Origin of the sequence: Jannaschia helgolandensis, assembly GCF_900109285.1 — a bacterium.
Taxonomy (GTDB): domain Bacteria; phylum Pseudomonadota; class Alphaproteobacteria; order Rhodobacterales; family Rhodobacteraceae; genus Jannaschia; species Jannaschia helgolandensis.
The window spans coordinates 138973-162040 of sequence record NZ_FNZQ01000001.1; the positions used below are offsets into that span (position 1 = coordinate 138973).

Annotated in this window: 25 protein-coding genes; 15 read left to right on the forward strand and 10 right to left on the reverse strand. The window is 60.5% G+C overall.

Annotated features, from left to right (window positions below; all coding sequences use genetic code 11):
• Window positions 1–27: 27 nt before the first annotated feature.
• Window positions 28–2337, forward strand: a complete 2310-nt coding sequence (locus BMY38_RS00630) for an aldehyde dehydrogenase family protein (RefSeq protein ID WP_092758803.1) — start codon at window positions 28–30, stop codon at window positions 2335–2337.
• A gap of 45 nt (window positions 2338–2382) precedes the next feature.
• Here BMY38_RS00630 and BMY38_RS00635 read toward each other — a convergent pair whose 3' ends face one another.
• Both BMY38_RS00635 and BMY38_RS00640 read right to left on the reverse strand, forming a co-directional pair.
• Window positions 2383–3132: a sulfite exporter TauE/SafE family protein gene (locus BMY38_RS00635; protein WP_092758805.1), complete on the reverse strand. Its 750-nt coding sequence runs from the start codon at window positions 3130–3132 to the stop codon at window positions 2383–2385.
• A 48-nt stretch (window positions 3133–3180) separates the two neighbouring features.
• Window positions 3181–4101 (reverse strand): hydrogen peroxide-inducible genes activator, encoded by a 921-nt coding sequence (locus tag BMY38_RS00640; protein ID WP_092758807.1) that lies wholly within the window; start codon window positions 4099–4101, stop codon window positions 3181–3183.
• A gap of 97 nt (window positions 4102–4198) precedes the next feature.
• Here BMY38_RS00640 and BMY38_RS00645 point away from each other — a divergent pair, with 97 nt between their 5' ends.
• Genes BMY38_RS00645 through mnhG form a run of 7 tightly spaced genes read left to right on the forward strand, consistent with a single transcriptional unit; the run spans window position 4199 to window position 9885 of the window.
• Window positions 4199–6436: a putative monovalent cation/H+ antiporter subunit A gene (locus BMY38_RS00645; protein ID WP_092758809.1), complete on the forward strand. Its 2238-nt coding sequence runs from the start codon at window positions 4199–4201 to the stop codon at window positions 6434–6436.
• Window positions 6433–6852 (forward strand): Na+/H+ antiporter subunit B, encoded by a 420-nt coding sequence (locus tag BMY38_RS00650; protein WP_092758811.1) that lies wholly within the window; start codon window positions 6433–6435, stop codon window positions 6850–6852. The genes BMY38_RS00645 and BMY38_RS00650 overlap by 4 nt, the downstream gene beginning before the upstream one ends.
• A gap of 1 nt (window position 6853) precedes the next feature.
• On the forward strand, window positions 6854–7213 hold the full coding sequence (locus tag BMY38_RS00655) for a Na+/H+ antiporter subunit C (RefSeq protein ID WP_092758813.1): 360 nt from the start codon (window positions 6854–6856) through the stop codon (window positions 7211–7213).
• Window positions 7210–8709 (forward strand): Na+/H+ antiporter subunit D, encoded by a 1500-nt coding sequence (locus tag BMY38_RS00660; protein WP_092758815.1) that lies wholly within the window; start codon window positions 7210–7212, stop codon window positions 8707–8709. Before BMY38_RS00655 ends, BMY38_RS00660 begins: the two co-directional genes overlap by 4 nt.
• Window positions 8706–9182, forward strand: a complete 477-nt coding sequence (locus tag BMY38_RS00665; RefSeq protein ID WP_092758817.1) for a Na+/H+ antiporter subunit E — start codon at window positions 8706–8708, stop codon at window positions 9180–9182. The genes BMY38_RS00660 and BMY38_RS00665 overlap by 4 nt, the downstream gene beginning before the upstream one ends.
• The gene (locus BMY38_RS00670; RefSeq protein WP_245737458.1) at window positions 9179–9544 is read left to right on the forward strand and encodes an MrpF/PhaF family protein; all 366 of its coding nucleotides are present in this window, start codon (window positions 9179–9181) and stop codon (window positions 9542–9544) included. The genes BMY38_RS00665 and BMY38_RS00670 overlap by 4 nt, the downstream gene beginning before the upstream one ends.
• On the forward strand, window positions 9541–9885 hold the full coding sequence (gene mnhG / locus BMY38_RS00675) for a monovalent cation/H(+) antiporter subunit G (protein WP_092758819.1): 345 nt from the start codon (window positions 9541–9543) through the stop codon (window positions 9883–9885). The genes BMY38_RS00670 and mnhG overlap by 4 nt, the downstream gene beginning before the upstream one ends.
• Before the next feature lie 12 nt (window positions 9886–9897).
• Here mnhG and BMY38_RS00680 read toward each other — a convergent pair whose 3' ends face one another.
• Genes BMY38_RS00680 through BMY38_RS00715 form a run of 8 tightly spaced genes read right to left on the reverse strand, consistent with a single transcriptional unit; the run spans window position 9898 to window position 17214 of the window.
• Window positions 9898–10548, reverse strand: a complete 651-nt coding sequence (locus BMY38_RS00680; protein ID WP_092758821.1) for a DUF1523 family protein — start codon at window positions 10546–10548, stop codon at window positions 9898–9900.
• Between the two features lie 11 nt (window positions 10549–10559).
• Window positions 10560–10826, reverse strand: a complete 267-nt coding sequence (locus BMY38_RS00685) for a hypothetical protein (protein WP_092758823.1) — start codon at window positions 10824–10826, stop codon at window positions 10560–10562.
• Between the two features lies 1 nt (window position 10827).
• Complete coding sequence (locus tag BMY38_RS00690; RefSeq protein ID WP_092758825.1) at window positions 10828–12144, reverse strand: DUF6638 family protein; 1317 nt, start codon at window positions 12142–12144, stop codon at window positions 10828–10830.
• Window positions 12141–12866 (reverse strand): hypothetical protein, encoded by a 726-nt coding sequence (locus BMY38_RS00695; RefSeq protein WP_175495726.1) that lies wholly within the window; start codon window positions 12864–12866, stop codon window positions 12141–12143. The genes BMY38_RS00690 and BMY38_RS00695 overlap by 4 nt, the downstream gene beginning before the upstream one ends.
• A complete protein-coding gene (locus BMY38_RS00700) occupies window positions 12761–13066 on the reverse strand; it encodes a hypothetical protein (RefSeq protein WP_092758829.1) in 306 nt (101 codons plus the stop codon). The genes BMY38_RS00695 and BMY38_RS00700 overlap by 106 nt, the downstream gene beginning before the upstream one ends.
• On the reverse strand, window positions 13063–14979 hold the full coding sequence (locus tag BMY38_RS00705; RefSeq protein WP_092758831.1) for an AAA family ATPase: 1917 nt from the start codon (window positions 14977–14979) through the stop codon (window positions 13063–13065). The genes BMY38_RS00700 and BMY38_RS00705 overlap by 4 nt, the downstream gene beginning before the upstream one ends.
• A 49-nt stretch (window positions 14980–15028) precedes the next feature.
• Window positions 15029–16147: a hypothetical protein gene (locus tag BMY38_RS00710; RefSeq protein WP_092758833.1), complete on the reverse strand. Its 1119-nt coding sequence runs from the start codon at window positions 16145–16147 to the stop codon at window positions 15029–15031.
• A complete protein-coding gene (locus tag BMY38_RS00715; RefSeq protein WP_092758835.1) occupies window positions 16144–17214 on the reverse strand; it encodes a coiled-coil domain-containing protein in 1071 nt (356 codons plus the stop codon). Before BMY38_RS00715 ends, BMY38_RS00710 begins: the two co-directional genes overlap by 4 nt.
• A gap of 128 nt (window positions 17215–17342) precedes the next feature.
• On the opposite strand from BMY38_RS00715, the gene BMY38_RS00720 reads away from it, so the two are divergent.
• From BMY38_RS00720 to BMY38_RS00750, 7 genes are all read left to right on the forward strand, one after another.
• The gene (locus BMY38_RS00720; protein ID WP_092758837.1) at window positions 17343–18611 is read left to right on the forward strand and encodes an acetylornithine deacetylase/succinyl-diaminopimelate desuccinylase family protein; all 1269 of its coding nucleotides are present in this window, start codon (window positions 17343–17345) and stop codon (window positions 18609–18611) included.
• Window positions 18608–18955: a YigZ family protein gene (locus BMY38_RS00725; protein ID WP_092758839.1), complete on the forward strand. Its 348-nt coding sequence runs from the start codon at window positions 18608–18610 to the stop codon at window positions 18953–18955. Before BMY38_RS00720 ends, BMY38_RS00725 begins: the two co-directional genes overlap by 4 nt.
• Window positions 18956–19148: 193 nt before the next feature.
• Window positions 19149–19604: a hypothetical protein gene (locus BMY38_RS00730; RefSeq protein WP_092758841.1), complete on the forward strand. Its 456-nt coding sequence runs from the start codon at window positions 19149–19151 to the stop codon at window positions 19602–19604.
• Window positions 19601–20176 carry a hypothetical protein gene (locus BMY38_RS00735; RefSeq protein WP_092758843.1) on the forward strand — a complete coding sequence of 192 codons (576 nt, stop codon included), beginning with the start codon at window positions 19601–19603 and terminating at the stop codon, window positions 20174–20176. The genes BMY38_RS00730 and BMY38_RS00735 overlap by 4 nt, the downstream gene beginning before the upstream one ends.
• Complete coding sequence (locus BMY38_RS00740) at window positions 20176–20766, forward strand: SCO family protein (protein ID WP_175495727.1); 591 nt, start codon at window positions 20176–20178, stop codon at window positions 20764–20766. The genes BMY38_RS00735 and BMY38_RS00740 overlap by 1 nt, the downstream gene beginning before the upstream one ends.
• 60 nt (window positions 20767–20826) lie before the next feature.
• The gene (locus BMY38_RS00745; protein WP_092758847.1) at window positions 20827–22284 is read left to right on the forward strand and encodes an ABC transporter substrate-binding protein; all 1458 of its coding nucleotides are present in this window, start codon (window positions 20827–20829) and stop codon (window positions 22282–22284) included.
• 77 nt (window positions 22285–22361) lie between these two features.
• The gene (locus BMY38_RS00750; RefSeq protein ID WP_092758849.1) at window positions 22362–23066 is read left to right on the forward strand and encodes a TspO-related membrane protein; all 705 of its coding nucleotides are present in this window, start codon (window positions 22362–22364) and stop codon (window positions 23064–23066) included.
• Window positions 23067–23068 lie beyond the last annotated feature (2 nt).

The window sequence follows — 23068 nt, forward strand, 5'->3', positions numbered from 1 at the left end:
ATATTTGAAGAGCAAAGAAGGCACTAAATGACTGTGGCCGAAATTTTCGAGACGATGGACTGGGGCACAGCACCCGAAGCACGGGCGGAGGCGGACGCCTGGCTAAACGCGCATGACAGCGTTTTCGGACATTACATTGGCGGCAAACGTCAGGCCTCCGGCAATACCTTCGCCACCACCAGCCCCGCAACCGGCGCACATCTTGCTGAAATTACCCAAGGGACCGAGGCTGACGTCGCAGCAGCCGTCAAGGCAGCACGCAAAGCCGCGAAGGGCTGGGCCGCAACATCCGATCACGACCGGGCCAAGGTTCTCTATGCCATTGCGCGTGGCCTCCAGAAGAATGCCCGCCTGTTCGCCGTCTTGGAAACCCTCGATACCGGCAAGCCAATCCGCGAGGCACGTGACATCGACGTAGCACTGGCGGTGCGCCACTTCTATCATCACGCAGGCCACGCCGAATTGCGTTCCGAAATCACACCCGATGCCGAGCCATGGGGCGTCTGCGGCCAGATCGTGCCGTGGAACTTCCCCCTGCTGATGCTGTCGTGGAAAATCGCGCCCGCGCTCGCCATGGGCAACACCGTCGTTCTGAAGCCCGCCGAATGGACTCCGCTGACTGCATTGGCCTTCGCCGATATATGTGACGCCGCCGGGGTTCCGCCCGGGGTCGTCAACATCGTAACTGGAAACGGCGAAACCGGGGCCGCGTTGGTTGCTGCCGATATCGACAAGTTGGCCTTCACCGGCTCAACGGACGTGGGCCGCATCCTGCGCCACGAGACCGCAGGACGCGGTATTGGCCTGACGCTGGAGCTGGGCGGTAAATCCCCCTACGTGGTATTCGAAGATGCCGATATCGACTCGGCCATAGAGGGTCTGGTCGACGCGATCTGGTTCAACGGGGGGCAGGTCTGCTGTGCCGGGGCGCGTTTGCTGGTTCAGGAAGGCATCGCGGACGATTTCACCAGCCGTCTGAAACACCGAATGGACCGCATCCGCGTCGGCAACCCGCTGGATAAGTCCGTTGACATGGGCGCGATGGTCCATCCCGATCATAAGGCGAATGTCGAGGCGATGCTGGCGCGCACATCCGGCAAGGTCACGCAGGGCAGTTGCCCCGATGGCTGCTATCTGCCCCCGACCCTCGTGACCGACCTGCACGGCGCAGACCCCCTGATGCAGGAGGAAGTGTTTGGGCCCGTCCTCGCCATGACCACTTTCCGCACCCCTGCCGAGGCGGTGCAACTGGCCAACGATACGCGCTACGGTCTGGCGGCATCGGTGTGGTCGCAGGACATCGATGTGGCGCTGGACACTGCGCCGAAGATCCGCGCGGGCGTCATCTGGGTCAATGGCGCGAACATGCTCGACGCCGCTGCACCCTTCGGCGGCATGAAGGAGTCGGGCTTCGGGCGCGAAGGCGGCATCGTCGGCTTGCAGGCCTATCTGCGTCCAGCGATGGGATCGAAGCTGGCTGTGCCCAAGACGTTCGAAACCTCGCAAAATGTGAGAGCCGGTATAGACCGGACCCCAAAAATGTATATCGGCGGCAAACAGGCACGCCCCGATGGCGGCTATTCTCGTTCCGTGATCGGACCGAAGGGCATCGTCGGCGAAGTTGGCATCGCCAATCGAAAAGACCTTCGCAATGCTGTCGAAGCCGCAAACTCCGCCAAGGGATGGAGTCGGTCGACAGGTCACATGCGCGCGCAAATCCTGTATTTTCTGGCTGAGAACCTGTCTGCCCGCGCAGATGAATTCGACGCCCGGCTGAGCGCGCAAACCGGCGGAAAAGGCGAGACGGACCAAGCCGTTCGCCACTTGTTCCGTTGGGCTGCCTGGGCCGATAAGCACGATGGTCGAACGCTGGGTGTGCCGACCAGTGGCATGGCGCTTGCGCTGAACACTCCGCAAGGGAATATCGGTGCGTTCGCCGCCGAAGACAGCCCGTTGATCGCGCTGGCGCAGATCATCGGCGCGACTTTGGCGACGGGCAATCGCCTTATCCTGATCGCCCCTGAAACTGCACCTCTGACGGCGACTGACCTGTATCAGGTCATTGATACGTCCGATATTCCGGGAGGTGTCGTTAATATTCTGACCGGTTCGCATATCGACCTCGCTCCGGATGTTGCGGGCCATATGGATATTGATGCGGTTTGGAGCTTTTCCTCCGCCGACATCTCCGCCACCATCGAGCGCGAGGCGGCACACGATCTGAAGCGCACGTGGGTGAATTACGGCCGGTCGCGCGACTGGAGCTCGGCCGAGGCGCGACCGTTCCTGAATGCCGCGACCGATACACAGACGATCTGGATTCCATTCGACACCTGATCATCTGTCTTTGCTCCGGCAATATTTCCGCCGGAGGATGCCCGATCAATTCAGGACAGACCGGATCAGGCTGAGCATAGCCAAACTCAGCAACAGGCACAGCGCGAAGGGCTTGTAGAACCGCTCGAGCGAAGGCCGGAACAGCACCTTGCCGATGACTACGCCCCCTGCGACAGGCATGGCCAATATTACGCCGCGTTGTAGGGCCAGTTCATCCATCACACCATATCCGAGCAACCACATGAGCGAAAATAAGGATGACGCGAACAGGAACAGCACCAAAGAGGCGCGCATTACCCGTGCCGGATGATCCTGAGCCAGCACGTAAAGTGCCACGACCATGCCACCGATCGAAGCAATGCCAGTGACGACGCCTGCGACCAGGCCGGATGCATACAACCCGAAATTGCTGGCCAGAAACGGCAACCTCACGCGGGCCAGTTGCAATGCCGCCAGTGCAATCAGAACCACCAGGGCCAGCATCCGGGTCTGATCGACCGGCAATGTCGTCGTAAGGTAGAGGCCAAGCGGAACACCCAGTGCCGACGACACGGCAAGACCCAGTGCAATGCGCTTGTCCGCCTCGGCAATTCCCCCACGCACCATCATAAGCGAAGCCGTCATTTCAAGAACCCAGCAGACCGGGATCAATTCCCTTGGTGGCAAGATCAGCACCGCAGACGCCATCACCAAAGCTGACAAAGCGAAACCGGAAAAGCCGCGCACGACCCCGGCCGCGAAGGCGATGACTATCAGGACAATCAGGTCTGGCAGGGTCAATGCGAGAAGTTGCATCCACGTGGCTTGCCATTCCGGACCGTCCGCCGATAGGGCCAGATCAACCTATTCTATGACCCTAACTTCGGGCGCGGTTTTTGCCAGTGTGTCGCGAATTGCTGCGGCAAGCTCTCCATAGGCATTGCCCTGCGCCGCCGCCTTCCGCCAGACCATGCCGATGTCCCTGCCCGGTGCCGGGTCGGACAGCGGACGGGCGGTCACCAACGCCTCGCGCGTGACTTCGGACCTGACGTAAAGTGCGGGCAGGACAGATAATCCCAATCCCATCGCCACCATTTGTCGCAGGGTATCGAGCGATGTCCCTTCGTAATCCAGCGACAGTTGCGCGCCAGTTTCGGTGCACAGATCGGCCACTGTGTCATGCAGGCGATGCCCCGGTTCCAACGTCATTACCGTCTCGCCCCGAAGGGCAGTGCGATCCACGACCGGCGTAGCACTCAGCGGATGATCGGCTGGTAAAACGATCAGGAGCGGCTCATGAAACAGCGGGGTGATATGCAGGCTGCTTTCGTCCAGCGGGGTCGGAAAGAACAGCACGTCAAGCGAGCCTTCACTCAGCCGCGAAAGCAGATCAGCCGCCGTGCCCTCGCGAACATAGAATTTCAACTTCGGATACTGCGCATGGAGAGACGGAATGACGAGCGGCAGGAAATACGACCCGAGGGACCCGACTACGCCAACGCGCACGGTTCCGGCAAGCGGGTCGGCTGCGGATCGGGCCAGCGCCGCGATGTCAGCCACGTCGCGCAACACGACGCGTGCCCGAGCCGCCACTTCGGCACCAATGGCAGTCAGGGTCACACCGGAACGGGACCGTTCGACCAATTGCACCCCGAGTTTCTCTTCCAGTTCCCGCAACTGGGTCGACAGCGTAGGCTGCGTGACATGCACATTTTCAGCAGCACGACGGAAGTGCAAAGTCTCGGCGATGGCAACCAGATAACGAAACTGTTGTAGGGTGGGCATCAAGCTCTCGATAGATAGCGGCTATTGAAATTAAGTTATCATTATGGGTTGAACAATCAAGGCGTTCCTCTATCTCGGATCAAAGCAAAGGGTTCAGATGGCAGACCACGGATCAAACAGCCGCGTTCTGGGCGGGCCGGCAGGTTGGATATCAATCCTGCTTCCGCTGAGTTTGTTCCTCTGGTTTCTTCAGTTTCTGCCTGCAATTGCCGCGGGCGAGGTGCTGGTCTGGCAAATCGACTGGGTGCCGTCCCTTGGTGTATCGCTCGGCATTCTGCTGGATGGATTGTCGCTGACTTTCGCGCTTTTGATTACCGGCATCGGCGCACTGGTGACGCTCTTTTCGTCCAGCTACCTGGGAGGACACATCCATTACACGCGATTCGTGATCTACCTTCTGGCCTTTATGACGGGCATGCTGGGGCTGGTTCTGTCAGACAATCTTCTGGCCCTTTTCGTCTTCTGGGAAGTAACGACGGTATCCTCTTATCTGCTGATCGGCTTCGACGCTGATCTGGCGAAAGCCCGACGCGATGCGTTACAGGCCCTTCTGGTCACCGGTATCGGCGGCCTCGCATTTCTGGCGGGCATCGTTTTGATCGGCATCGCGAGCGGTGGCTTCTCGATCGCGGCTATCGAAGGGTCGCTGGCAGACCACCCCCTCTATCTGCCGATCTTTCTGCTGGTCGTGGCCGGAGCGTTCACCAAGTCCGCACAGGTGCCATTTCATTTCTGGCTCCCGAACGCGATGTCGGCCCCAACGCCGGTATCGGCCTATCTGCATTCCGCCACGATGGTCAAAGGCGGGGTTTACCTGTTGGCGCGACTGAACCCCAGTCTGGGTGGCACAGACATCTGGTTCTGGACGCTTGTGGTATTCGGTGGTGTCACGGCCGTCTTCGCCAGCGTGCTGGCGATCCGGCAAACCGACATCAAACAGGTGCTGGCCTATACGACGCTGATGGCGCTTGGGACGTTGGTGATGTTTATCGGGGTCGGGTCGGATTACGCCATCGAGGCGGCAATGGCGTTCCTGATGGTTCATTCGTTCTATAAGGCCGCGTTGTTCCTGATGATCGGGATCGTCGACCATGGCACCGGCACGCGGGACGCGACGGTTCTGCGCGGTTTGGGTCGGGCGATGCCATTCACGATGCTGGCGGCGGTGCTGGCCGCGCTCAGCATGGCGGGCCTGCCGCCGATGTTCGGCTTCGTCGGCAAAGAGTTCCTCTACAAGGCCGCACTCGGCGCGCCTGCCATGCTGTGGGTTACGGGCTGCATCTTTGTGGCGTCGGCCCTGATGTTCGCGGCGGGTGGCATCGTGGCGTTTCGCCCCTTTACCGGCAATCTGGCGAAAACGCCTGTAACTCCGCATGACGGGCCGTGGCCGATGCTGGTCGGGCCAATCCTTCTGGGCCTGTTCGGTCTGGCATTCGGCCTGATGCCGGATTGGGCTGAACCCCTCGTCCGCCCATCCACGGCAGCCGTTCTAGGCAGGGACGCAGAGGTGGATCTATACCTTTTCAAGGAGGTCAATGCCGCCTTCCTGCTGTCGCTGGCAACCTTCGCTGTCGGCTTCGTCATCTATCTGATCCACCCCCTTCTGCGCGTGGGATTGGCCCGTGTGCCCCCTCTGTTCGATCCCGGCTGGAATCGTGGGATGGACGGCGTCGCGGCGGGCACACACGGGTTGACGGCGCTGATCCAGACGGGTCGTTTACGGCGTTATATCTTCGTGACGTTCATGACGCTCGCGTTCGCCCTCGGGGCTGCGATCTGGCGCGCCGATCTGACACCGGAAATCCCCGCACTGGAGGATTTGCGGGTCAAACACTGGGCGGTCCTGATCTTCATTCTGGCCGGTGCGCTTCTCACGGCCTTCACCAATAGCCGGATGACCGCCGTCGCGGCACTCGGCGTCGTGGGCATCGGCGTGGCCCTGGTGTTCATCATATTTGGCGCACCCGACGTGGCGATCACGCAACTGCTGGTCGAGGTGCTGCAGGTCGTGCTTGTCGCCGTTGCCATGCTGAAGCTGCCGAACCTGAACCCCGAATACATCCGGACCATTCGCGGCTGGGATCTGGCGCTGGCCGTCACCCTGGGCGTCATGACGACGGTGATTTTGCTCGCGGTCATGACCGTGCCACTGGACCTTCGCCTGACCGAATTTTTCGAGGTGACGTCCGTTCCGGAAGCTTTCGGCCGTAACATCGTGAACGTGATCCTTGTGGACTTCAGGGCTTTGGACACCTTTGGCGAGATCGCCGTCATCGCGGTCGCGGGTCTTGGCGCTTATGCCCTGCTGCGCGGCACGCGGAGGCCGAACCCATGACGTCGCTTATCGTTCGCGCCGCGACACGGCTTCTGGTCGGCTTGTTGCTGATGTTTTCGATCTGGATGCTGCTACGCGGTCATAATGACCCGGGCGGCGGGTTCATCGGCGGGCTGATCGGTGCGACGGGTTTTATCCTTTATGCCATCGCTCATGGCAGTAAGGCCGCGCGTGAAGCGCTCCGGCTGGACCCGCAGACGATTGCAGTCTCGGGACTTGCAGTTGCCTTTCTGGCTGGATTGGCAGGGCTGATTCCCGGCGATGCGATCTTCACCGGGCAATGGCTGTTTCTGGGGGCGACGGAAGGTGACAAAGGGCTGCCGCTCTCGACCATTCTGGTCTTCGATCTGGGTGTCTATCTTGTGGTGCTGGGCGCTGTCCTCACCCTTGTCTTCGCGCTGGAAGAGGAAATCTGAGATGGAATTCCTGATCGCCCTGATGGTCGGTGCGTTGGTTGCTGCCGCAGTCTATCTGATGTTGGCGCGCAACGTGCTGCGCTTCCTCTTCGGTCTTCTGCTGATCTCGAACGCGGCGAACCTGTTGATCTTCGCATCCGGGGGCCTGACACCGGAATCGCCGCCCCTCATCCCCGAAGGGGCCAAACTTCCGCCCGAAGGTGTTGCCAACGCATTACCACAGGCGTTGGTCCTGACGGCGATCGTTATCGGTTTCGGTCTGTTCGCCTTTGCGCTGGTGCTGATCTATCGCGGTTATCAGACGATGGGCACGCTCGATTCCGATGAAATGCGTCTGGCCGAGCCGGAGGACGGGCATTGACCGACCTTTTGCTGCCGCTGCCGATCCTGATCGCTTTCGCCACTGCGATCCTGACGTTCTTTTTCCGCAAGGGGCCCGAGGGGCGCTGGGTTTCGGTCGCCGGATCGGCGCTGATGCTGGTTGCAGGCGGTATGCTGCTGGCCGAGGTGCTGGCAAACGGGGTCCAGGCCGCACAGATGGGCAACTGGCCCGCACCATTCGGCATCACACTGGTGGCCGATACGCTGTCCGCAATCATGGTAGTCATCACCGCCATCACCGCGCTGGCCGTCAGTGTCTACGCCATATCCGACGTCACGCGAGAGATGGAGGCGGTCGGCTATCACACCCTGTTCCATACCCTTATCGCAGGCGTCATGGGCGCGTTTCTGACGGGCGATCTGTTCAATCTTTATGTCTGGTTCGAGGTGATGCTGATTTCCTCCTTCGGCCTGCTGGTGATGGGCGGCAAGCGGGTGCAGATGGACGCGGGCATCAAATATGTGACGCTCAACCTGATCTCGACGGTGTTGTTCCTGTCTGGCATCGGGCTTCTGTATGGCGTGACCGGCACGCTGAACATGGCGGACCTGCATACAGCGGTGCAGACCGCCGATGCCGGGTTGATCACAGTGATCGCCATGATGTTTCTTGTCGGCTTCGGCGTGAAGGCTGCGGTCTTTCCACTCTTCTTCTGGCTACCCGCCGCCTATCACACCCCGGCCTTTGCAGTGTCTGCCGTTTTCGCGGGATTGCTGACCAAAGTCGGTGTCTATGCGCTGCTGCGAATGTTCACGCTGGTCTTCACGCGGGACGTCGGATTCACCCATGGCCTGCTGCTCTGGGTTGCCGTGGCGACGATGGTGACAGGCGTTCTGGGGGCCGCCGCACAGACCGATTTCCGCCGCATCCTGTCGTTCCACATCGTCAGTCAGATCGGTTACATGGTGCTGGGTCTGGCGCTGTATACGCCGCTCGCGTTGACCGGCGCGGTCTTCTATCTGGTCCACCACATCATCGTGAAAGCGAACCTGTTCCTGGTGTCGGGCGTCGCGAACCGCATCGCGGGCGGCACGAACATAGACCGGATCGGGGGCTTGTACAAAGGCGCGCCGCTTCTGGCGTTTCTGTTCCTGATCCCGGCATTTTCGCTGGCGGGCTTTCCGCCGTTATCGGGATTCTGGGCGAAATTTGTGCTGGTCAAGGCGTCGCTCGATCTGGAACTCTGGTTTGTCGCCTTCGCCGCGCTGGCTGTAGGCCTGATGACGATCTATTCCATGACCAAGATCTGGGGCCGCGCCTTTTGGGCCCCGCATCCCGGCGGCACAGTGCCCAGCCTGTCGTCGCTGCCCCTGAGCGAACGTGTCACCCTGCTTGTACCGATCGCATTCTTGGCCAGCCTGACCATCGTGATCGGCCTGTTCCCCGAGCCGTTCGTGCAGGTGGCCGCACGCGCGGCGGCGGAATTGCTGGACCCGACCGCCTATCTGGCCGCCGTATTGGGAGGACCGTCATGAGTGTCTTTCTTCTGAACCTTCTGCTGGCCATCGCATGGGCCGCGCTGACCGGTCAGTTCACTCTGCCTGGCCTGGCGTTAGGATTCGCCGTGGGCTTTGGCGCGCTCTGGGTCATTCAGCCATTGTTTGGAACGACGGGTAATTATTTCGCCAAGGTTTATCGCTGGGTTAAATTGCTGGTGCTGTTTCATTACGAGTTGATCGTATCGTCTATTTCGGTTGCCTGGGATGTGCTCACACCGCGCCATCGCGCACGCCCCGGCATCATCTGCGTCCCTTTGAAAGCCAGGGGTGAGGCCGAAGTTCTGTTGGTCACCAACCTGATTTCTCTGACCCCCGGTACCCTGTCGCTGGACGTGACCGAGGATTGCAACACGCTCGTCGTCCACGCGATGTTCGCGGACGATCCGGCCAAAATAGCGGCGCAGATCGAGAACGGTATGGAACGCTGGGTGCGGGAGGCATTGGAATGAAAGGAGACACCTTGCTGGCGGTCAGCCTGACCGAACAGATGCCGATCCTGAATGCTGCCGTGCAAATCGCCTTCGTGATGGTGATGGCCGGAGTCATTCTTGCCATGATCCGGCTGATTAAAGGCCCGTCCCTGCCCGACCGGGTTGTCGCGCTGGATACAATGACGGTGCTGGTCGTCGCTTTCAGCGGTTTGTTCGCCATCGACACCGGCGTGGCGGCGTTTCTGGACGTCGCAGTCGTTCTGGCCTTGATCGGCTTTCTTGCAACCGTAGCACTTGCGCGTTTTGTCGAGCGCAGGACCAGCCGTCCGGACGCGCAACGCCTGCACCGCGCGGGCGAAGACAGCGAGGACGGGGCATGATCCTGGAACTGTTCATGACGGCTTGCGTCCTTCTCGGCGGGTTCTTCGCATTCGTGGCAGGGCTGGGGGTATTGCGCCTGCCGGATGTTTTGATCCGCATGCACGCGACAACCAAGGCTGGCACGCTGGCGTCGGGTCTGATCATGCTGGCGGTCGCGGCGGGCTTTGGCGATGCCCCTACAGTTGCGCGCGCAGTGGCTATCGTGATTTTTCTGCTCATAACCGCGCCTGTCGGCGCCCATATGATAGGCCGCGCTGCGTTCAGGTCGGGCGTAGCGCTCTGGCCGCCAACCAAGATCGACCCCGAAGCGCGGATGAAGCTGGGGGTGCGGGACGATTGACCGAAGGGGCCATCAGGCCCGCGGCTTGCCCTTCCAGGTATCCAGCCATGCCCGGAACCCCTTGCGGCGGCGCTCCACTGCATCGCCCGCATCGTCCCAGACCTCGCCCGCATCTTCCAGAAGGGGGTCTATCCGGTTGCGGCGGAACCGCAGGATACGGACCGTGATTGCCCAGATCAAAGCCGCCAGCAGTGTCAGGAAGATGATGTTGAACCACGGAATGATCGTGACGTCCGGCCCTTCGACCGGGCGCACGCCGACGGCGTTTGGGAAGATCGTCAGAAACTCCGACCGCCAACCGTAATGCGTGAGCGCCACCCATTGAGGGGCACCAGACGTGGAAATCTGATCCCGCGCCTCGGCCTGAAGGTTCGATGAATCCAGCTTGAAATACGGCGGCCAGCCCCAGCCGGTATCTTCGTTGCGATAGACAGATGCGCGACCCGAAGGCTTTACCGCTTCGATGAAACGCACGTCGCGGGTCGCAAGACCCGTAGTGCCGACATCAGGGGTCGCCCAGAAGATCGAATTCTCGCCGAAGTCGATGCGCCGGTTCTCGGTCCCGACGATCCGCACGATATCGGTCTGGGGCAGGGTGTAGTGCAGGAAGCCCCCGACGACGGCTACGACCATCAGAAGAAAGATCCATTTCACATAGGTCATCGCGCGGTCCCTCAGGCGTAGTTAACAAGATAGATCAACAGCAAGATGGCCCCGATTGGCACGATATACACCCCCCAGAGCAACTTGCGCCGAAGGCTTCGCCGATAATCGCGGATGCCGTTTTCGACGTAGGTATGCTGCGGCAGGGGCGGTTGTTTCGCGACCCACTCCGCTTCCAGACGATCACGTTCGCCGGCGCGGAAATAGAAGACCAGCGCCCAATAGACGATCGTCAGAACGATCAGCAGCACGACGGCCAGTCTCAGAAGTCCGAACATTCTATCCCCATGGTCCCTTGGCCCGCACGGCCTTCGTCAACACAACCTGCGGCATAGGCGCTGCGACGTCAGACGCATATAAATGCTTCCACACCCCTGCCCGGTCGGCAGCATAATCCTTTGTCAGCCGTTCGGCGACCCATGCCTTCAATGGCTCGGGGCTGGCGCGATAGAGATCATAGAACAGCGGCTTGTGGCAAATATGCAGCTGCCGGAAATCCTGCGGTGCCAATTCCGCCAGCAACATATTGGTCAGGTCGCGCAGCGGGCCAGGGGCGGCGCGCAACGTATGGAAATACGCAGGGTTCGCGCTGTCGATCCGGGGCCAGTCGCCACGCCCTTCAGCCCAGGCCAGCATCGCGCCCAGGGCATGAACAGACGGCGGCAGTCCGGCCCCTCTGGCCTGCATCGCGCGGCGCAACGACCTGTCGTCGATTGCCTCGGGCAACTGACCGGCACGGCCCAGCGCGTCGATGGCCAGGTGTTCCATCTTCTCGCGCAGGATGCCCGCCGCCGCTTCGCCCCGTCCCTCGACGATGGGCTGGGTCAGGCCATTCACCTGCAGGAAATTTGCGACCCCGTTGCGATTGGCAAGGTCGTGGACGTCAATCCCGCTGGCCTCGAACGGCACGTTGGCCAGTACGGCGGGGCTGCCGACCGATCGAAAGACGTAGAGCCCGCCGTGATGCGCTGTCCAGAAATCGTCCTGCCGGAAACTGGGCGTTTCGAACGTGACAGGCGCGCGGGTCACGTCGCCGGTGGTGCGCGCCAGCCCGATCATCTGCGCGACCAGCACGTCGTCCCACCACGCATCCGGCTCGTCCCGGAACCGTGCGATCAGTTTGTCCAGCTTGGCGGCGTCGCGCACGATGCCGGTGGTCGTATCCGCCTCGACCGTGACCGAGCGGATGTCGAGCAGGCTTTGTGGTTCCGGCACCGAAAAGACTGAATTCTGCAACTCCCCTGCCACTGCGTCGCGGGCGGTCAGGGTGAACAATTGCGCCTCGTTCGCGGCGATGAAATCGCGGATGATGTTCTGGGTCGTGGAGAACTTCATCTCCAGCAATGGCGCGTCCTTCTGCTGCGTGGACAACAGAATGATCTGCCGGTTGCAGCCGCCGGGGTTGAGGTAGTCCATGTCGCCCAACTCGTCGCCGACTTCGGGGGAGAAACCGCTGAGGTCGATGTGGAAGTTGTCGAGTTTCGTGCGCTTGCCCGTGAGGTGATCAAGCGCGCGGTTGTAGCGTTCAATGAGCGCGGGGGACGAGACCTCGAAGAGGTTGGCAAACATCAGGCCGTGTTGGATGAGGCGTTTCATTTCGTATAACGCTTCAAAATCGACCGTAGCTCTTCCTCAATCAATTTCAGTGATTCATGATAACTATCCCGAAAAGCGTCCCTTAAGGGATGGGATTGTATCGTTGAAAGCGTATCTGGGTGAATGTCCCTATTTTTATGACTGTCAGGTCCGTCAGCATTTGGTTGTTTTGATTCGAGAAAATTGTCAATTTCGCTGAGGAGTTGTCCTTCTAAGCACCTTAAAGTCTCCAGTGACTTTAGGCAGTCACGGCCCCATTGGACGCTGGCGCGGATTTCCAAAGGATACATTCTGCTTTTGACGTTCTCTAAGCGATCAATGCGATCGCTGTAGTACTTGCGAACACCGAAATATTCTTGCTTTTGCTCACCCTTTATGGGTTCGTCAAAATCATCTTTTTTCGCTAGCGTATACAATACCGGGTGATATCTAATGTGCTGTACAGCATCATTTCTCTCATAAAGTAGAATGAGCAGCGATTCGGCTAGTTCGGTATTTCGCATCCAATTTTTCTCATCTCGCCATGATCTTACGCCTCGGTATGCGGTGTAGGCACCAAAGAGCGCGGCCAAGGTCAAAACCAGATTTCTGCCGATTTCCGTAACCTCCACCCAATTCACCAAACCACCTCCTTCCACCGCTTCGGCAAAGCACTCAACGACAGCACCATCACCGGCCCCCAGACGATCCCCGCCTTTGCCGACAGCAGCACGAAGTGCCAAGGCGCTTCCCGCCACACGACACCGCCTGCCTCACCATACAGCCAGACGAAACCGGCGGCAGCGACAACGGCCAGCAGCAGCGCCGACAGCACTCCGTTCACCAGCAGCCAGATGACTCCTTCGGGCAGCAGCTTGCCCAGCATCCACGGCACCAGCCAGGCCACGACAGCAAGACCGACTAGAGGCAGGACCAGGTTCAACTCTTGCCTTCCAGATAGCGGCGCTTGGCGACCTCCATCCGCTGCATGTCGCGGACGGTATTTTCGATGGCGACCTCGTCGGATTTATCGGCGTAGCGGAATTCGGAATCGGCGTAGCGGTTGACCTCTTGCAGCACCATTTCAGTAGTGATCGGCACGCGCATCTCGGACACCATGGCCAGCTTGTCGTCGTAGGATTTGTGCATGAAGGCGTCCGGCGTTTCGAACCACGCGTCGGGCAGTTCCACGTCCATCGCGCGGACCTTTACCGCGTCGGTGATGTTCTTGATCGCACGCCCGGTAAAGCGTTCGTCCGCCTCCTGGATGCTCTTCAGATAGGTGCCGATCCTGGCGATGGTATCCAACTCGCCGATCCGGTCTTTCACCCGGTCGAACACCTCTGCCAGCTTCTGCTCGGCGGGTCGCGAATGCCTGGCAAAGCTTTCGGCCACGGCGCGCGTCAGTTCCTGCGCGGCGAACAGGTCGTGATCGCCCAGCGGAATATCGTGGCGTTTGCCCAACAGAAGCGACAGGATGTCGATGTAGTCGTCTCGCGTCTGCGGGCCATCAACCAGAAACCGCGCCCCCGCCCGCTGGCGCAGGGCATCATCGACGTTTTCGGGATAGTTCGAGAACATGCCGAAGGTGCAGTTGCCTCGCACAACGGTGTTTGCACCTGCGAAGCTTTCCATCAGGACGGAGGTAATTTCCAACTGTCCCGCCGACGCCTGCCGGTCACCGCGCTTACCCGCCAGTTGGTCGATATCGTCGATCGTGCCGAAGCCGATGACATTCGGGTCCAGTATGCCGGTGACGAAGGCCTTGGCATTCTGCGCCGACTTGCCCTGATAGCTGTCGATGCTGTCGGTCGACAGGTTTTCGTAACGGAACGGATAGCCCGCGATCTCACAATATCCGTGGATCAAACCGGCCATCATCTGGATCAGGGTCGTCTTGCCGGTGCCGGGCGCGCCGTCGCCCATGAAAGTGAAGATGAAGCCGCCAAGGTCGGCAAAGGGGTTCAGCCTGCGTTCGAAATCGTAGGCCATCAGCATCTTCGACAGCTTCAGTGCCTGATGCTTGGCGATGTGGTTGCCAACGACTTCATGCGGTGCCTTGAACTGCATCACCAGGGGTCTGCCCGTTGCGCGCAAGGCGGGCGTGAATCCATTCAGCGACAGGTCGTCGGCTTCGATCCGATAGGTCACGTCGCCGAAGATCGCGCTGCGGGCAGCGGTGCGGGCGCGGTCGGAGAGGCGGTCCAGCAGCGCCTCGGCCTGGGCGGCAAGTGTGGCGACCAGCGCGTCGTCGTCCAAACCATCCAGCCGCTGGTCGATCTCCCACAGCAGGCCTTCCAGCATAAGCTGTGCATTGTCGGTCAGGATTTCTTGCGGGGCAGGCACTTCTACGGTGGTCGTGCCGCGCAACGGAGCGATCAGAAATGCCAGCGTATTGGCGAAGACATGGCCGACGGCCAGCGCCTCGACTTCCAGCAATTCGGTGAACTTGGCGCGGTCGCCCTCGGGCAGGCGGCCGGCAAGGTTCGCAGCCTTGAGCCCGTCCAACCCCGTGCGATCGTCCAACGCGCCGCCGACGGCCAAAGCCACCGCCAGCGCCCGCCGCAAACCCTGCAATACCTGCGCGCGGGCAGGCGTGACCAGACCTTCGCCTTCGACCGTTTCGCGCAGATGAACGCCACCCGCTGGCGTCGTGCGCCGTGTCACCAAACCCGGCGTGGTGGAGCGGAACCGCGTCCGTGTTCCGATACCGGACGAGCGTTCTGATCGTTGAGACTCGGACGCCCTGCCCAGTCGTGGGGCGTGATCGAATCCCGACAGAAGCGTCAGCGCCGCATCATAACGCGCCGTGACTTCGGCCTCAGACAGTTCCATCGCATCGCCCGACAAGCTCATCCCACATCCCTTCTGTACGTTTCAAATATCCCCGCGTGCGGATCCGGCCTCACTCCTCCGCCCGCCACAGACGCCCCCCGCCCACGACATACTTGATCACGTCCGAAAATCCCGCTGCAGCGGTCTCGGTCATCGCCTGATAGACCCGTTCCGGCAGGATGGCGGCGCGTTCGGTGTGCGTCGCACCTGCTTCGGGGCCTTCCAGACCCGGCAGATCCCAGACCTGTTTGTCGACGGTGGAGAACCAACCAGCCTTTTCCTTTTCGACGCGCTTGGACTTCAGCGTCTCCAGCGTCCAGGCCAGCGCCCAATCCTCGCCCGCAGGTGCGCGCGCCGCCTCAAGCACCGCGCCCAACCCTTCGGTCTGAAGCGTGAAGGCCGACGAATACATCGGGCCGACCGTCAGTCGCAGCAACCGCTTGGGATGCAGGCCTTCGAAATCGTCATCAAAGCCCTTGGCGACCGTTACCAGTTTCAGATCGGGAAGTGCCTGCGCCATCAGATGGCCCTGCACTCTTGCCAGCCGCGCGAAATCCTGCGGCAAGGGTCGACGACCGTTATCCTCGATCTGCATCAGCCAGATCACCGGCAGGTTGCGCTGGCCATCCCACGCCGACCAATGCAGGAGATAACGCGCGTCTTCCGTCGCCAGCGTTTCGATCTGAACGTCGTTGCGCGGCCAGAACAGATCGCCATTCCGCAACTCGTCCAGATAAAGCCGCTGCGACATCGCATATTGCAGATCGGTCGGGATGCGGCGCTCGCCGACGATGGTGGCGATCATCGCTTCCTTCAGGTCGTCGGCCGCGGGCAACCGGGTCAGCGCATCCGCCGCCTGCGCCGCATCCGATGCCATGGACAGCAATTCCCGCAACACAGGAAAGCCGGATGCGTGTCGATCCACCGTCAGCGAGCCCAGAAACACGCCGGTGTCGCGCCCGGTCATCAGATACTTGTGGCTGAGTGCGCGGAAGGTGCGGTTCAGGGCGGTCAGATGGGTTGAGACAGCGGCCAACTCGACGCGGTCCAGCTTTCCCCGCGCCTCCATCTCACCTGCGATGCGGGGCAGATTGTCCAGGATGCGCTCGAACTTGGCGAAGTACCGGCGGGCCTGGCGATTTTCCTGCAGGCCGACATGATCGCGGACAAGGTCTTCCTTGAGGGTCATCCGCCGTAGAGATTCTTGTCGTGCTTTTCGACGATGGCGCTGAACCGTCGGGCGAACCGCTCATCCGCCTTGGCCTTGGCCTCCAGTACGTCACGGGCGAAAACCATATGATCTTCATGCGCCTCCAGCATTTCCGCCATGCGGGTATTGGTGGCCGCGCCGATAGCGGCCATTGCTTGTTGCGCTTCCTGATCGGTCTTCACGCCGATCTCGTTGATGCGGTGGGCCACGTCCTGCTGCTGCGCCGTTTTCAGCGACTTGGATAGCGCGTCATACAAAACAACTCGCTGCCTGGTGTCCGTCTCCAGCTTGTTGATCAGAACCATCTGTGTAGCCGCCTGGTTCTGCAAACTGTCGACCCATGTCTTGCCCTTCTCGATATACCGCTCCAGCGTCTGCGAACGAGCCAGAGCAACCTGCTCTTGCTGAACCAGATCGTTATGGCGCGTGTTTGCCTCTGCCAATTCGGTCTCCAGCTGGGTGCGAACCGAGGCATCCTGTTCGACGCTGATCTTGTTCTCCAGCTCGATCAAACGAGGATCCATGGAAACGATCTCGGCGCGGATGCCTTCCAGTTCCGAAACGGCGGCTTCCCGATCAACCAGCGTCGTCGACAGGTTCGTCTCGACCTTCGATTTCTGCTCGTTCAGCATCGCAAGTTGCCCTTCCAAAAGGCGCGTGATCGTGTCGGATTTGGAAATCAGATCCTGTAGCTTGTCGTCGATACTGGCGGAGCGAAGCCGCTCCTGCCGCATCGCCTCCGACTTGCCGCGCGCGAAAATGCCGATGAAGCTTTCCATGCCGGTCTTGGTCCGCATCTCATCGAAGTCCTTGGAGAACCCCGCCGTCACGTCGTCCAGCCCCATGATCAGCTCGGCAATGTTCGCGTTCATAGTGTCAGTATGGGCGCGCACATCTTCAAGCGTCGCGTTTTCCACGTCGATGGTGATGCCCTGATCCAGCTTCTGGCGTGCGGTTTCTATCCGGCTGGTAATGTCGGAAATCTTGGATTGCGCCGCCGCAACCTGAGCTTGGCTTTCCCGTACTTGAGCTTCAAAATCGGCCATTGGTAACGCTCTCCCGTTCAAAACTTATTCTTATTATGTCATTCTTACATGGATACGATTTTCGCGGTTTGCAGTGACATCGCAAGCGGTTTCGACACAGTGTGACCCCCGCACCACGAGGAGATTTCATGAACGCGCTGATGCAGCGGATCGAAAATCGACGCGATGACCTCATCACGCTGACACAGGATCTGATCCGTATTCCAACCTTGAACCCGCCCGGTCGACACTACCACGACGTTTGCTCTCTCGTCGGAGAGCGCATGAGCAAACAGGGGTGGAAGGTCGAAATGGTGCGCGCCGAAGGGGCGTTGGGCGACAGCGACAGATACCCGCGCTGGAATGTCGTCTGCCGTCTGGAGGGGCGCGCTGCGGGCGACTGCGTTCACTTCAACAGCCACCATGACGTCGTGGCCGTGGGCGAAGGCTGGACCCGCGACCCGTTCGGCGCGGAGCTGGACGGCGGCAAGATTTATGGCCGGGGGGCCTGCGACATGAAAGGCGGCATGGCGACGTCGATCATCGCCGCCGAAGCCTTTGTTGCCCATCATCCAGAGTTCAGTGGAGCGATCGAAATTTCGGCCACTGCGGACGAGGAATCCGGTGGCTATGGCGGCGTGGCGTATCTGGCGGAGCGGGGTTTTTTCGATCCCGCCCGAGTGCAGCATGTCATTATCCCCGAGCCGTTGAACAAGGACCGCATCTGTCTGGGTCATCGCGGCGTCTGGTGGGCCGAGATTGAGACCAAGGGACATATCGCCCATGGCTCGATGCCATTTCTCGGCGACTGTGCCGTGCGTCATATGGGGGCGGTTCTGGATGAAATGGAGGCGACGCTGTTCCCACTGCTTGCTGGAAAGCGAACCGATATGCCTGTGGTGCCCGACGGTGCGAAATCCTCGACCCTAAACATCAATTCGATACACGGGGGGGAGCCGGTGCAGGACGCCGATTACACGGGCCTGCCCTCGGCCTGTGTGCCCGACCGATGCATCCTGACCATCGACCGCCGTTTCCTGATCGAAGAGGACATCGCCGAGGTGAAAGCCGAAGTCGCCCGTATGATGGATAAGATCCGTACCACCCGCCCCGACTTTCGCTACGAGATCCGCGACCTGTTCGAGGTCATGCCCACCATGACCCCGGAAGATGCCCCTATCGTGCGGACCGTGCAGGATGCGGTTCAACTGGTGATGGGCAAACCCGCTGAATTCGTCGTCAGCCCCGGAACCTATGACCAGAAACATATCGACCGGATCGGACGATTGAAGAATTGCATCGCCTACGGTCCCGGCGTTCTGGACCTGGCGCATCAGCCGGATGAATGGATCGGAGTCGATGACATGGTGGACAGCGGCAAGGTAATGGCGCTGACCCTGACGAAGCTGCTGACGTGAATACCATCCATCTCGACATAAACGACAAAGGCAGTAAATACGCGGTCACCGGAGCGCCCGCAGCGACTGCAGACGACGCGAAAGATGTCGTGAAGGAACTTTGTCGTAACAAGAAATTCGCCAAGGCCACGCATAACACATGGGCGATGATCGGTGCAGATGGGCCGATCAAGACCGACGATGGCGAAGCCGGTGCGGGTCTTGTGATCCTTCGCATGCTGGAACGGGATGCGATCCGGAACCATGTGGTGATCGTTACCCGCTGGTATGGTGGCAAGCATCTGGGCGGCGACCGTTTCCGGCATGTGCAGACGGCGGTCAGGACATATCTCGACGCATTGTAACGGCGCTGCCTTCAAAGATGCGCCGCGCACGGCTGGATGGTCTGATGGGTTTGTTCATGACCCGCACAGGTCTGGATGTCGCGGCAAGGCTGCGATGCCTGCCTTTCTGACCGACCTGTGGGACCCATCCACAGATCGTGATTTGCCAGTGAGGGGTTCCTTAAGGTCAATTGGAGCAGATCAGGAGGAAATCATGCATCGTCTCATTCCGTTCGCCCTTGCCGTAATCGCAAGTCCTGCCGCAGCCGCCATAGAAGGCGAACGGGTGCAGATTACCGGCGAAGTCATCGACACCTGGTGCTATTTTTCGGGCGTAATGGGCGGGCCGGATGCAGTCGTGGGATCGGCGCACCGGACCTGCGCGCTCTGGTGCAGCGCGGGTGGCATTCCGGTTGGCCTGCTGGCTCCGGACGGACAGGTGTACATGGTGTTGAAGATGGCCGGCGACGATAGGACAGCGGGCGGCGACACCAGCCTGAACATCGCGGCCCATACCATCGAAGCGGACGGAATGCTGTATCGGCGCGACGGAATGAATTACCTCGTGGTCGAAAAAATCACCGCTGATCAGGATATCATCAATGCCACGCATGAGGACTTCGGGGTGATTCCCGGCTTCGCCATCCCGGATTCGGAGGCACTGAAATGATCCGCCCGACTCTCAAGCGTTCCATCATCTGCTTTGCTGCTCTGGCTATACCAGCCACTGCACAGGATTTTTCCGAAGGCTCTGAAGCCCGCGAATGGGGTCTTTACGCAGAACAGAAGGCGCTGTTCACCGCGACCGTAACCGACCCGCTGTGCGTACTGGCCGGCGATTGCGCGGATAATTGCGGTGCGGGCAATCGACAGGTCGTCCTGGTCCGAGAAGCCGATGACGTCATGATCTTCCCCCTCAAGAACGCGCAATCGGCTTTTAACGGAGCGGTCGCAGATCTGGCACCGTTCTGCGGCCAGACCGTCGATGTGGACGGATTGCTGATCGAAGATCCGGAAATCGGTGCGATGAGCGTCTATATGGTCCAACGCATCCGTCCAGAAGGCGGCGACTGGCAGCGCGCCAATACCTGGACCGACGACTGGGCCGCGAAGAACCCGGACGCCAGCGGCGATGGCCCATGGTTCCGCCGCGATCCCCGCGTCCGGCAACAGATCGAGGAAGAGGGCTATCTGGGTTTGGGCAAGGAGGTCGACAAAGCCTTCATCGCGGATTGGTTCTGATGCGCGCGATTCTGCTGGCGATTGTCATGGCTGCCCCCGCAGGAGCGCAAGAGAAGATGCCGACTGCGCCCTTGCCTGACACGCTGTTTCCCTCGAATTTCGGCGGCGATTACGCCTTGATCGATCACCGCGGCAATACGCGTACTCAGACCGACCCGGATGGCAATATTCAACTGGTGTTTTTCGGCTATGCATCCTGCAGGGCGATCTGCACTGTCGCCTTGCCGATCATGTCGAACGTGACCGCAGAACTGGCCGCCAGCGATATCTACGTCACGCCGTTGCTCATCACTGTCGATCCGGCGACCGACACGGTCGAAGCGATGGGTCCGGCGCTGGACAGATTCGCCCCCGGCCTGACGGGGCTGACCGGGTCGGAAGCTGATTTGGCAGCCGTCCGCGACATGTTTCACGTCGAAAGCGCATATCTGTTCACCGACCCGAGCGGCGTCGACGTCTATTCCCACGGATCGCATATCTTCGTCATGGATGGAAATGGCGGTTTCCTGACCTTGCTGCCCCCGATCCTGTCAGCCGAACGTATGGTCGAAATCGTCAAGGGCTATGCCCGTAACGTCTCGGGCGGCTGACACTTGCCCCCTGCCCCCCGCGGAGCCTAATCTGCGCGCGACATACGGGAGGGAGACCCCATGCTCATCAAAACCACCGCCGCACTTTGCCTGCTGGCGACCGCCGCATTGGCCCAGCAGACCGACATTACCATCGGCATGCAGCTGGAGCCGCCCAATCTGGACCCGACCGGCGGGGCCGCCGCCGCCATCGACGAAGTCGTCTATGCCAATGTGTTCGAAGGCCTGACACGCTTCGGACCCGACGGATCGGTGCAGCCGGCCCTTGCGGAAAGCTGGGACGTGTCCGAAGACGGCACCGTATGGACCTTCAAACTACGCGAAGGCGTGGAATTTCATGACGGCAGCACAATGGATGCCGAGGACGTGGTGTTCAGCCTTGACCGTGCCCGCGCCGAAGACAGCACAAATGCCCAAAAGGCGCTGTTCGAAGCTATCGAGAGCGTTGAGGCCCTCGATCCGTCCACCGTCAAGATCACGCTGAGTGCGCCGAACGGAAACCTCGGCTTCAACCTGGCCTGGGGCGACGCGGTGATCGTCGCGCCCGAAACTGCGGATACGAATGCCAGCAACCCCGTCGGCACAGGCCCCTTCGTCTTTACCGATTGGGTGCAGGGCGACAGGGTCGATCTGACGCGAAACCCCGATTATTGGGGCGAGGCACCGGCGTTGGAAAAGGCGACATTCAAATTCATCTCGGATCCGAATGCAGCATTCTCGGCGTTGATGGCAGGCGATCTGGATGCCTTTCCGAACTTCCCTGCACCCGAGACCCTGTCAAGTTTCGAGGCCGATCCCCGCTTCAATGTCATCATCGGCTCGACCGAGGGCGAAACGATCCTGGGCATCAACAACGCCAACATCACAGACGTCAAAGTGCGGCAGGCCATTGCCCACGCCATCGACCGTCAGGCAATCATCGATGGCGCGATGTTCGGATACGGCACGCCCATCGGCACCCACTTCGCGCCGCATAATCCCGATTACGTCGATCTGACTGCGCAGTCTGCCTATGACCCCGAGAAAGCCAGGGCCCTGCTGGCCGAGGCGGGTGCGACTGACCTCAAACTGCGCCTGATGCTGCCGCCCCCGGTCTATGCCCGGCGGGGCGGCGAGATCATCGCCAGTCAGTTGCGCGAAGTCGGGATCGAGACCGAAATCAGCAATCTGGAATGGGCACAGTGGCTGGAGCAGGTCTTCAAGGGCAAGGACTTCGACCTGACCATCGTCAGTCATACCGAACCTGCGGACATCAATATCTATGCGCGCCCGGATTACTACTTTCAGTACGATAATCCAGCATTCCAGACCCTGATCGAGAACATCGGCATCACGACCGACGACGCGGAGCGGAGCGCGATGCTCAGGCAGGCGCAGCAGATAATCGCCGACGATTACGTCAATGCCTATCTGTTCCAACTGGCCAAGACCGGCGTGGCGGATGCCCGCATTCAGGGTCTGTGGGAAAATGCGCCGACGCAGGCGAACGACCTGACCGGGGTCAGTTGGTCGGAGTGAACGGCTGACATGAGCTTCGGGCCACCCGCCACATGGGCGCGGGTGGCCTTTTTCATTCCCGGTCCTAGGTTTGACGCATGTTCATACGCTCGATCCTCGTGCTCATTGCGGCGATATTTTTCGCCATCTCCCCCGTCTTCACGCCGGGGTTTGGCGGATACGATCCGTCGCAATTTCCCGTGGCCATCGAAAACCCTCCGGCTCAACCTGCCGGATACGCATTCTCGATCTGGGGCATCATCTATCTCTGGCTGATCGTCATGGCCGGGTTCGGTGCATGGAAGCGGCGCGACGTCGCAGGCTGGGATGCCACGCGTCTGCCATTGCTGGGCAGTCTGGCCATCGGTGCCTTCTGGCTGGCCGTTGCGTTCGTCTCACCGATCTGGGCGACGGTTCTGATCTGGGCGATGCTGGCCGGTGCGCTTATGGCTCTGTTGCGCACACCGGCCGCAGATCTGTGGCTGCTGCGCGCACCGCTAGGCCTTTATGCAGGCTGGCTGACTGCGGCCAGTGCAGTATCGCTTGGCATCTTGTTGCCGGGCTATGGCATCGGTCCGTTCGGCCCCGAAGGCTGGGCCATTGTGGCGCTGTCCATTGCGCTTGCCATCACGGTGGCGATGCAACGGGCGCGCCCATCCCAGATGTACGGGCTTGCGGTGTTCTGGGCACTGGTCGCCATCTACGTTCAGAATGGTGCGACTGTAGTCGGCATCTTCGCCATCGGGGCGGCCATAGTTGTGGCCGCCCTGACTTTGCTGAGGTTCAAGGCATCGCAGCGCTGAAC

What these genes read in the sequence shown, in the direction of transcription:
- BMY38_RS00665 (WP_092758817.1), top strand. Translation starts at nt 8,706, where the DNA reads ATGAGTGTCTTTCTTCTGAACCTTCTGCTGGCCATCGCATGGGCCGCG.
- BMY38_RS00740 (WP_175495727.1), top strand. Translation starts at nt 20,176, where the DNA reads ATGCGCGCGATTCTGCTGGCGATTGTCATGGCTGCCCCCGCAGGAGCG.
- BMY38_RS00720 (WP_092758837.1), top strand. Translation starts at nt 17,343, where the DNA reads ATGAACGCGCTGATGCAGCGGATCGAAAATCGACGCGATGACCTCATC.
- BMY38_RS00680 (WP_092758821.1), bottom strand. Translation starts at nt 10,548, where the DNA reads ATGACCTATGTGAAATGGATCTTTCTTCTGATGGTCGTAGCCGTCGTC.
- BMY38_RS00710 (WP_092758833.1), bottom strand. Translation starts at nt 16,147, where the DNA reads ATGACCCTCAAGGAAGACCTTGTCCGCGATCATGTCGGCCTGCAGGAA.
- BMY38_RS00645 (WP_092758809.1), top strand. Translation starts at nt 4,199, where the DNA reads ATGGCAGACCACGGATCAAACAGCCGCGTTCTGGGCGGGCCGGCAGGT.
- BMY38_RS00630 (WP_092758803.1), top strand. Translation starts at nt 28, where the DNA reads ATGACTGTGGCCGAAATTTTCGAGACGATGGACTGGGGCACAGCACCC.
- mnhG (WP_092758819.1), top strand. Translation starts at nt 9,541, where the DNA reads ATGATCCTGGAACTGTTCATGACGGCTTGCGTCCTTCTCGGCGGGTTC.
- BMY38_RS00730 (WP_092758841.1), top strand. Translation starts at nt 19,149, where the DNA reads ATGCATCGTCTCATTCCGTTCGCCCTTGCCGTAATCGCAAGTCCTGCC.
- BMY38_RS00650 (WP_092758811.1), top strand. Translation starts at nt 6,433, where the DNA reads ATGACGTCGCTTATCGTTCGCGCCGCGACACGGCTTCTGGTCGGCTTG.
- BMY38_RS00670 (WP_245737458.1), top strand. Translation starts at nt 9,179, where the DNA reads ATGAAAGGAGACACCTTGCTGGCGGTCAGCCTGACCGAACAGATGCCG.
- BMY38_RS00655 (WP_092758813.1), top strand. Translation starts at nt 6,854, where the DNA reads ATGGAATTCCTGATCGCCCTGATGGTCGGTGCGTTGGTTGCTGCCGCA.
- BMY38_RS00690 (WP_092758825.1), bottom strand. Translation starts at nt 12,144, where the DNA reads ATGAAACGCCTCATCCAACACGGCCTGATGTTTGCCAACCTCTTCGAG.
- BMY38_RS00715 (WP_092758835.1), bottom strand. Translation starts at nt 17,214, where the DNA reads ATGGCCGATTTTGAAGCTCAAGTACGGGAAAGCCAAGCTCAGGTTGCG.
- BMY38_RS00705 (WP_092758831.1), bottom strand. Translation starts at nt 14,979, where the DNA reads ATGAGCTTGTCGGGCGATGCGATGGAACTGTCTGAGGCCGAAGTCACG.
- BMY38_RS00735 (WP_092758843.1), top strand. Translation starts at nt 19,601, where the DNA reads ATGATCCGCCCGACTCTCAAGCGTTCCATCATCTGCTTTGCTGCTCTG.
- BMY38_RS00750 (WP_092758849.1), top strand. Translation starts at nt 22,362, where the DNA reads ATGTTCATACGCTCGATCCTCGTGCTCATTGCGGCGATATTTTTCGCC.
- BMY38_RS00745 (WP_092758847.1), top strand. Translation starts at nt 20,827, where the DNA reads ATGCTCATCAAAACCACCGCCGCACTTTGCCTGCTGGCGACCGCCGCA.
- BMY38_RS00685 (WP_092758823.1), bottom strand. Translation starts at nt 10,826, where the DNA reads ATGTTCGGACTTCTGAGACTGGCCGTCGTGCTGCTGATCGTTCTGACG.
- BMY38_RS00640 (WP_092758807.1), bottom strand. Translation starts at nt 4,101, where the DNA reads ATGCCCACCCTACAACAGTTTCGTTATCTGGTTGCCATCGCCGAGACT.
- BMY38_RS00635 (WP_092758805.1), bottom strand. Translation starts at nt 3,132, where the DNA reads ATGCAACTTCTCGCATTGACCCTGCCAGACCTGATTGTCCTGATAGTC.